Annotated in this window: 7 protein-coding genes; 6 read left to right on the plus strand and 1 reads right to left on the minus strand. The window is 57.7% G+C overall.

Annotation, left to right across the window (positions count from 1 at the left end; translation table 11 throughout):
* The coding region (locus tag ADB02_RS07095) for an MDR family MFS transporter (protein ID WP_241482433.1) at nucleotides 1-1,384 on the minus strand (1,384 nt) is incomplete at its 3' end.
* A 265-nt stretch (nucleotides 1,385-1,649) separates the two neighbouring features.
* Between ADB02_RS07095 and dapB the strand changes: the two genes are divergently transcribed.
* From dapB to ADB02_RS07125, 6 genes are all read left to right on the plus strand, one after another.
* Entirely contained in the window at nucleotides 1,650-2,402 is a 753-nt protein-coding gene (gene dapB / locus ADB02_RS07100; protein WP_016422598.1) for a 4-hydroxy-tetrahydrodipicolinate reductase, read from the plus strand.
* A gap of 20 nt (nucleotides 2,403-2,422) precedes the next feature.
* The gene (gene thyX, locus ADB02_RS07105; protein ID WP_016422599.1) at nucleotides 2,423-3,175 is read left to right on the plus strand and encodes an FAD-dependent thymidylate synthase; all 753 of its coding nucleotides are present in this window, start codon (nucleotides 2,423-2,425) and stop codon (nucleotides 3,173-3,175) included.
* A gap of 58 nt (nucleotides 3,176-3,233) precedes the next feature.
* A complete protein-coding gene (gene dapA, locus ADB02_RS07110) occupies nucleotides 3,234-4,139 on the plus strand; it encodes a 4-hydroxy-tetrahydrodipicolinate synthase (protein WP_016422600.1) in 906 nt (301 codons plus the stop codon).
* Nucleotides 4,139-6,220, plus strand: coding sequence for a ribonuclease J (locus tag ADB02_RS07115; RefSeq protein WP_016422601.1), 2,082 nt, complete (start codon nucleotides 4,139-4,141; stop codon nucleotides 6,218-6,220). Before dapA ends, ADB02_RS07115 begins: the two co-directional genes overlap by 1 nt.
* 89 nt (nucleotides 6,221-6,309) lie before the next feature.
* A complete protein-coding gene (locus ADB02_RS07120) occupies nucleotides 6,310-6,927 on the plus strand; it encodes a TIGR03085 family metal-binding protein (RefSeq protein WP_016422602.1) in 618 nt (205 codons plus the stop codon).
* Between the two features lie 105 nt (nucleotides 6,928-7,032).
* Nucleotides 7,033-8,630 (plus strand): DNA translocase FtsK 4TM domain-containing protein (locus ADB02_RS07125; protein WP_049190256.1); only part of this gene is annotated, 1,598 nt, incomplete at its 3' end.

Raw genomic sequence — 8,630 nt, forward strand, 5'->3', positions numbered from 1 at the left:
GTAATGCAATCTTCTTCCGCTGCGGCTTGAGCAGCGTGGTGAGGAAGATTAGCACCACGGCAAATCCCGCGGCGGTAAACATCGCAATGCTATAGCCACGAATCAAGTCGTCGGCGGCAGGAGCTGCTGCACCAGTGCCGGACAGGCCAGTGGCAATAACAGCTGACAGCGCCACAAACAGTGCGGTACCGACAGCGCCGGCAACCTGCTGTAGCGTGTTCATGATTGCTGAGCCATCCGGGTAGAGGCGCTTCGGAAGATCACCAAGACCGAATGTGAACAGCGGAGTAAACAGCAGCCCCAGGCCAATCTCAAGGACGATGTGGCAGGCGACAATCCACCATAGCGGAGTCGATGCTGAGATGAAGCCGAGCCCGAAAAGACCGAGGGCAAGGACAATGGAGCCGGGAATTGCCAGTGGGCGCGGACCATAGCTGTCAAAGAGCCGGCCGACAGCCGGTCCCATCAGACCCATAACCAGTGGACCAGGCATCACAATCAAACCAATAGTCTTGACGTCGACACCTCGCAGATTGAGGTAGAGCGGCAAAATGATGATCACACCGAACATCAGCATGAAACCAATGGTCAGAATGATTGTGGACAGCCTAAAGCTCTTTGTGCGGAAGGTTCGAAGATCCAGCAGAGCTCGGTTGTGCGGTGCCAAACGGCGCTGGCGCATGATGAAGAACACCAACAGCACGATGCCGACTGCGCACAGGATTCCGTCGATAAGCGAAAACTCTGCGCCTACGCGGCTCAGCGCGTACACCAGCGGGCCGAATGCGCCGGCACTGAGGAACACCGAGAGGATATCGATGGGCTTCGCGGAGTTTTCCTCAATATTGGGAACGAGAATGACACCCACTACCAGCACAATTAGGCCGAGCGGCAACATCGTGTCGAAAAGCGCATGCCAATTGTTATTGGCAATCTCCAGAATGAGACCGGAGATGGTCGGTCCGATAGCAGGCGCGACAGCGATGACCACGCTCATTCGTCCCATCATGCGCCCGCGCTCATGCTCCGGTACTACGTTGAGCACCGTGGTCATCAGCAGCGGCAGCAGCACTGCGGTACCGGACGCTTGGACAATGCGTGCGAGCAGAACGATCGCGAAGTTTGGCGCGAAAGCACCGATGAGAGTGCCCACGACGAATAGTCCTTGACTGACCGCGAAAAGAATGCGGAACGGCACTGCCGAAATGAGAAATCCAGTGACCGGAATGACAACTGCCATGGTCAGTAGGAACGATGTTGTCAGCCAGCCTGCGGTAGCTGCGCTGATTCCGAGGTCCGCCTTGACGACGGGAATTGCGACGCTCATGACCGTCTCGTTCAAGATAGCCATGAATGCCGCAGCTAGTAGCACGTAAATGGCCATATAAGCACTTTTGGGCGCATCGGCCTGTGGTGCCTCCGAACTTGGGCTGAGTTCGGAATCTTCAGATTCAGAAACCAATTGAAGTCTCTTTCTATATATCGGTACAGAAATAGGTAATTGTCGAAGACATGGAATCTTAGCGCAACAAAAACCCCGTCGTAAGTCGACAAAAAGGCAAAGCGGACGGGGGGCATTGGCACACAAGTTGGCCAACACATTCTAAGGTAAGGGAGAAAGATAAACCCGTTGGGAAAGGACAATAGCTGTGAGCAATATCAAGGTCGGCGTACTTGGCGCCAAGGGCAAGGTAGGGTCCACCATCTGCGAGGCAGTTGAAGCCGCCGACGATTTGGAGCTGGCAGCGGGTCTCGACTCTGGCGATGACCTGAATGAACTTGTCACCGCTGGTGTGCAGACCATTGTTGACTTTACTCAGCCCGACGCTGTGATGGGCAATCTTGAGTTCTGCATTAAGAATGGCATCAACGCCGTCGTGGGTACTACGGGCTTTACCAAGGAGCGCCTCGATCAGGTGCAGCGCTGGCTTGACGACGCCGACGGTGAGGCCAATGTTCTTATTGCACCGAACTTCGCAATCTCCGCGGTACTGACGATGAAGATGGCGGAGCTAGCCGCTCCGTACTTCGATTCCGCTGAAGTTATCGAAATGCACCACCCTTTTAAGAAGGATGCCCCCTCGGGCACCGCTATCCACACTGCTGAGGCTATTGCTCGTGCTCGCAAGGAAGCCGGCATGGGGGAGCAGCCGGACGCCACTGAGCAAACTCTCGATGGTGCTCGCGGTGCTGAGGTCGAGGGCATTCCGGTGCACGCAGTCCGTATGACCGGTTCGGTGGCTCACGAGACCGTTATCTTCGGTGCAGAAGGGCAGTCGCTCACCATCAAGCAGGACTCCTACTCGCGCACCAGCTTCGTACCAGGCGTTCTGCTGGGTGTGCGCAAGATTGAGGATTTTCCGGGCCTGACTGTGGGACTGGAGCCGTTCCTGGGACTTTAATGGCCGGGAGTTAACTGAAAATGTCTGAAAATGTCACTCTCAAGGCGCAGCTAATCGCCGCGACCAACTTCTTCCCGCCGGAGGACATCGACTTTGATAGCGATGCCGATGGTGGGGAAGCATTGATTGAGTTCTCCGGCAGGGCTTGTTATGAAACGTGGGACAAGCCCAATCCACGAACGGCGACGAATAGGGGATATCTGCGACATGTGCTTGAGGTAGGCCACACCTCACTTTTTGAACACGCAAGTGCAAGCATCTATGTTCGTGGGCTGTCGCGCTCGTGTGCACATGAACTCACACGGCACCGCCACTTTTCCTTTTCGCAGTTGTCGCAGCGGTTTGTGCCGGCCAGTTCCAACAATGTTGTGGTTCCTCCCGCAATTGCGGAGGACCCGGATCTGTTGCGAGTTTTCGAAAGCGCGGTTGATCAGTCCCGTTTCGCCTATGGTGAGTTATTAGACGCACTGGAAGAGAAGTGGGCCGACGAGCCCAACGCTATCTTGCGGCGAAAGCAGGCACGCCAGGCAGCCCGGGCGGTTTTGCCCAATGCCACCGAAACTCGAATCGTGGTTACTGGTAATTTCCGGTCTTGGCGCCACTTCATTTCGATGCGTGCGACTGAGCATGCCGATGCTGAAATTCGGGAGTTGGCAGTGGCTTGCCTGCGGGAGCTGCAGCGCTGTGCTCCTGTTGCTTTTGGGGATTTTGAGATTAACACTCTGAAGGATGGGTCGGTCGTCGCGTCGAGTCCTTACGCCTTCGAGGGGTAATCGCACGTACAGTGTGAAGATATAGTCGATTGAGATTTTTAAGAAAAGGTAGTCAACAATGAGCACAGGAATTGCGTCAACTCGCGGTGCTGACATTTTCGGCACCGTCGCCGTAGCTATGGTGACCCCTTTTGATAAGGACGGAAACCTCGATGTCAAGGCGGGTGTGCAGCTCGCTGGTCATCTTGTAGACGGTGGCTGCGATGCACTCATTCTGGCCGGTACTACCGGCGAGTCGCCTACTACGACGGTTGAGGAAAAGCTTGAGCTTCTCCGAGCTGTCCGTGCAGAGATGGGTGACGAGGTTAAGCTCGTGGCCGGTGCCGGCACCAATGACACGGCCGGGTCCATCGAGCTGGCAAAGGCTTCTGTGGAGGCGGGCGCGGATGCGCTGCTCGTCGTCACGCCGTATTACTCCAAGCCGTCCCAGGAGGGGCTGTACCGTCACTTTACGGCAGTGGCTGACGCAACCGAGGCGCCGGTGTGTTTGTATGACATTCCGCCGCGTTCGGTTATTCCGATTGAAGTTGATACCATTTACCGGTTGGCGGAGCACCCGAGAATCCAGGCTGTTAAGGACGCCAAGGGGGATTTGGGAGCTGCCGCCGGCATTATCGCTAATACTGATTTGGCGTGGTACTCCGGTGACGATGTGCTGAACCTTCCGTGGCTGTCTGTTGGCGCCACCGGGTTTATTTCCGTTATTGGACATGCAGCCCCGCAGCTGCTGGCTGAGGTGCGCTCTTGCTTTGACAAGGGAGACCTTGCTGGTGCGCAGGCAGCCCACGCGAAGATGACTCCGCTGTTTGCCGCTCAGGCTGCACTTGGCGGTGTAAGTTTTGCTAAGTCCGCTCTGCGTCTGCAGGGCATTGAGATAGGAGATCCACGCTTGCCGCAAATTGCAGCAAATGACCAGCAGCTTGAGGTGCTTGAAGAAGCTATGCGGAAGGCAGGTGTTCTGTAGTGGCTGAAGGACGCAATCGCGCCCGCAAGGTAACTCGTAAGGCCGGTCCGCCTTCCGAGTCTGACGTGGCTGCAGCAGAGCAGTCCAAGAACTCTGCATCCAAGGGCTCCGACAAGGGTGGAGCTAAATCCAACGGCTCGAAGTCCTCGCAGCGTTCCGGTGATCGTAAGAACGCCGGCAACGCTAAGAAGTCCCAAGGTTCGTCGAATTCTTCCAACCGCGGTTCTCGTGGTGGTCGCGGTGGCCGTGGCGGTAACCGCGGAAATAATTCGCGGGGTGGCCGTGGCGGGCGTGGCGGCAACCGTCGTAACGTAGTGCAGTCGATGCAGGGTGCAGACTTGACGCAACGTCTGCCCGCGCCGCCGAAGGCCCCCAAGGACGGTCTGCGTGTGGTCGCGCTGGGTGGTATTTCCGAAATCGGTCGCAATATGACCGTGTTGGAGTACAAAAACCGACTGATTATCGTCGACTGTGGCGTGCTGTTCCCGAGCTCGGATGAGCCGGGTGTTGACCTGATTCTGCCTGACTTCTCCTACATGGAAGACAAGTGGGATCGCGTGGAAGCTCTCGTGGTCACCCACGGTCACGAGGATCACATCGGTGCTATCCCTTGGTTGCTCAAGCAGCGCGCGGACATCCCGATTATTGCTTCCCGCTTTACCTTGGCACTGATTCAGGCCAAGACACAGGAGCACCGTCAGCGCCCGAAGGTCATCGAGGTCAACGACACCAGCCACATTCAGCGTGGTCCGTTCGATCTGCGTTTCTTCAACGTCAACCACTCGATTCCGGAGTGCCTTGGCATCGTCATTAAGACCGGAGCTGGCATGGTTGTCCACACCGGTGACGTGAAGATGGACCAGACCCCGCCGGACGGAAAGCCGACTGACCTGCCGGCGCTGAGCCGCTACGGTGATGAGGGAATCGACCTCTTCTTGTGTGAGTCCACCAACGCCACAATCCCGGGCTTCTCCGGTTCCGAGGCGGAGTTGGCTCCGACCCTGCGTCGTCTGATTATGGACGCAAAGCAGCGCGTTATCGTTGCGGCTTTCGCGTCGAATGTCTACCGCGTTCAGGCTGTTATCGATGCAGCTGTCAAGGCTGGACGAAAGGTCGCGTTCAACGGCCGCTCCATGATTCGCAACATGCGTATCGCGCAGGAGTTGGGTCTGCTGACCGCGCCAGAGAACACCATCGTGGAGATGAACGAGGCCGCTCGCATGGCGCCCCACAAGGTCGTGCTGGTGACTACCGGTACGCAGGGTGAGCCAATGGCTGCGCTGTCTCGCATGGCCCGTCGTGAGCACCGTCAGATTACCGTCCGTGATGGCGACCTGATTATCCTCAGTTCTTCGCTGGTACCGGGTAACGAAGAGGCGGTCTTCGGCGTTATCAACATGTTGGCCCAGATTGGTGCCACGGTTATCACTGGCAAGGATGCCAAGGTTCACACCTCCGGTCACGGGTTTGCCGGCGAGCTGCTGTTCCTCTACAACGCAGCCCGTCCGTCGAATGTCATGCCAATTCACGGTGAGTGGCGCCACATTCGTGCCAACAAGGAACTGGCTGTGTCCACTGGTGTGAAGCCAGAAAACGTTGTCCTCGCTCAGAACGGTGTGGTTGTCGACCTCGTTGACGGCCGCGCTCGTGTAGTTGGCCAGGTTCCGGTCGGTAACCTCTACGTTGATGGCGTCACCATGGGTGACGTCGACGCTGACGTGCTGGCAGACCGTGCTGAAATGCGTGAAGGTGGTCTTATCACCGTCACAGCCGTCATCGATAACCGCACTGGTCGTCCGTTGGAGAAGCCACGGGCTCAGGCTCGCGGTTACTCGGACGACGCCAAGGAAGTGCTCGCAACCGTCGAGCAGGTCGTTGACGATACTCTCTTTGACCTGGCTGGCAGTGGCGAGAACAATCCATACCGTATGGCTCAGGAAGTTCGTCGCCGCACCGAGCGCGTCATTAACCAGAAATGGCGTCGCAGCCCGATGGTTGTTCCGACCATCGTGCCGATGTCCTCAGAGGCAGCCGAAGAGGTCACCGATGAGGAAATCAAGGAGTCGCGCGAAAGCATCTAAGTTTCTAGAGCGTCTTTTAGCGTAAGAGCCCGCATCCACCTAAAGCCGTGTGGATGCGGGCTTCTCCGTGCCTGGTCTAGTCTGGAGCTATGACTTTTGCTGAACGGGAACGTGAAGACCTAGCTAATCTACTGCTTAGCGTCGGCCCCGACGCACCGACCTTGTGCGAGGGCTGGACAACCCGGGATTTGGCCAACCACCTTTACATTCGCGAAAACCGTCTGGATGCCGCTGGCGGGATGTTCGTCAAGGCGCTTTCGGAACGCCTCGATGCTGTTACCGCTGAGGTCAATCGAATGCCCTACGTCGAAGTGGTGGGGAAGTGGGGCAGTGGTGCTCCGCGATGGAATCCAATGAACTGGGCAGACCGCTATGTCAACACTGCGGAGAACTTCGTTCACCACGAGGACGTCCGTCGTGCCCAGGAAGGTTGGACCGTTCGTCAGCTGCCACCCTCCGGAGTTTCAGACCTGTGGCGCCTGGTCACTACTGCCGGCCGTATGATGTTGCGCGGTTCGACCTCGACCGTGGTGCTAATGCGCGACGACGGGGTTGCGGTGACCCTAATCGACAACAGTGCTAAGGGTGCTCCGGTTGTGACTGTCCGCGGAAGCGTCGGGGAACTGGTGTTGTGGCTCTATGGCCGTGACGAGGTACGCGTCACCATCGACGGCGACGAATCGGGCATCAAGCGCAACAGCCTTTAAGATCACGTTCTCAGTTCTGGACAGTCGTGGCAGCCCGCCTGTTAAACAATGACACGCGTGTGACTAATGTGAAAACGATCCGGTGTTAGCTGTAAGGTTATGGTCATGTCTGCGACCAGCCGAACCAGAACTGACAATCGTCGTGGATCTTCCCGCTCTGCGGAGACAGATGCCACGCGGCGATACCCCGTGCACAGTGCCACGGAGGAATTCGAGCGCACTCCTAGCGCCATGTCGTTCGTGGGCAATAGCTTGGCCAGCGCCTGGACTGAAACTGCCCGCGGCGTGGCCGGTCTTGCCCGTCGGGTAGGCGGTCGCAAAAATAAGCGAGATGAAGAGGAGAATATGTCGCGGCGCGAAAGAGACGCCGATTTTTCGACGAAGCCCCGTAGGAAGCGTCGTAAAGCAGCTAGCGGCTATGACGATGTAATTGAACCGCCGGCACCGGCCTCCGTGCCAGCTGACGAGTTCGACGCAGACTTCGATGAGGGTGGCGAACCGGGATCGAAGGATGGCCTCGCACTACTCGTGCTGGCGTTGGCGATTGTGCTCGCTGGCTCGACATGGTTCCACCTGGCAGGGCCAGTGGGGGAGTTCATTGAAACGGCAGTGCGCACGCTCATTGGTATCGGCGCTTTTGTACTTCCGGTGCTGCTCGGTGTTGTTTCCGTATTAATGATGCTGGATGCTATGCCGCGCCGTGAACGTCTGACACCTACCATCACTGGAGCTTCGCTGATCGTGGTGGGGCTGCTCGCAATTGTGCATATCGGCTCGGGTCGTCCTGCGGACTGGCAGGGGCGACGTGCAGCTGGTGGCGCAATTGGTGGTTATATCGGTTCGCCGCTAGCAGCCGGGTTTACCTCGTGGGTCGCCGTGGTTTTGTTGCTGGGTATCGTTTTTTACGGCGCTCTGGTGCTCTCTGGCGCGACGGTGCGCCAGCTTATCGATGCCACTAAGGAATACTTCAACTTTTCCGAGTGGTCTTCGCGTCGTGCCGGCGACGAGCCGGAATCGGACGATCCCTACGGCAATGTCGATGACATGCTGGAACGTCGTGCGAGCTGGGATTCCGATACCGCATATGCCGATGAGGACTTTGACCAGCCGACGCAGCTAATTGAGCGTCGCCCAAGCCACAGCAGCCGCACGCAACATTCCTCGTCTCGTTCGACCGGTCGCCCTGCTTACCGAGCGTCCCGCCGTGGCGCGGATAGCCGTATATCCGCACCCGAACCCGCGCCTTACGACGAACCGGATACTGACGGTAACCTCTACGATCTTTTGGACGAAGAGCCGCAGAGGAACCGACAGGCTCCGCGACGTGCCCGTCAGGTTGAGGATGTCGACTACGATTCGGCAAAGACCACAGTGTTCGATGTCCGGAATGGGGCACCGCACTCCAATCGAGTTTCCCCAGTGGAGCCGGCGTTTCCGGCAGCTGAGTACGTGGAGGAAGCTCAGTCGGATGCAGTACATCGCGACACCGCTGAGACAGAATCGACTATTCCAGCTGTCGGGGGCACGAACTACCACGCTGTCGACGAGGATTATGACGAGTACTCCGAGTACCCGACGCAGGAGGCTGCTGCAGCTAATAACAGCGAACGGAATTGTGTTTCCGATTCCCGCGCTCCGAAACAGCCCGCTGTTCAACCTGAGGCCGTAGAGCCGGCGAGCGCGCCGCAGGGCGAGTCGTCTGT

Origin of the sequence: Corynebacterium sp. 212_CJEI (genome assembly GCF_001055915.1) — a bacterium.
GTDB classification, from domain to species: domain Bacteria; phylum Actinomycetota; class Actinomycetes; order Mycobacteriales; family Mycobacteriaceae; genus Corynebacterium; species Corynebacterium jeikeium_D.

Coding starts and splice junctions, on each gene's coding strand:
- dapA (WP_016422600.1), top strand. CDS start 3,234: ATGAGCACAGGAATTGCGTCAACTCGCGGTGCTGACATTTTCGGCACC.
- ADB02_RS07120 (WP_016422602.1), top strand. CDS start 6,310: ATGACTTTTGCTGAACGGGAACGTGAAGACCTAGCTAATCTACTGCTT.
- thyX (WP_016422599.1), top strand. CDS start 2,423: ATGTCTGAAAATGTCACTCTCAAGGCGCAGCTAATCGCCGCGACCAAC.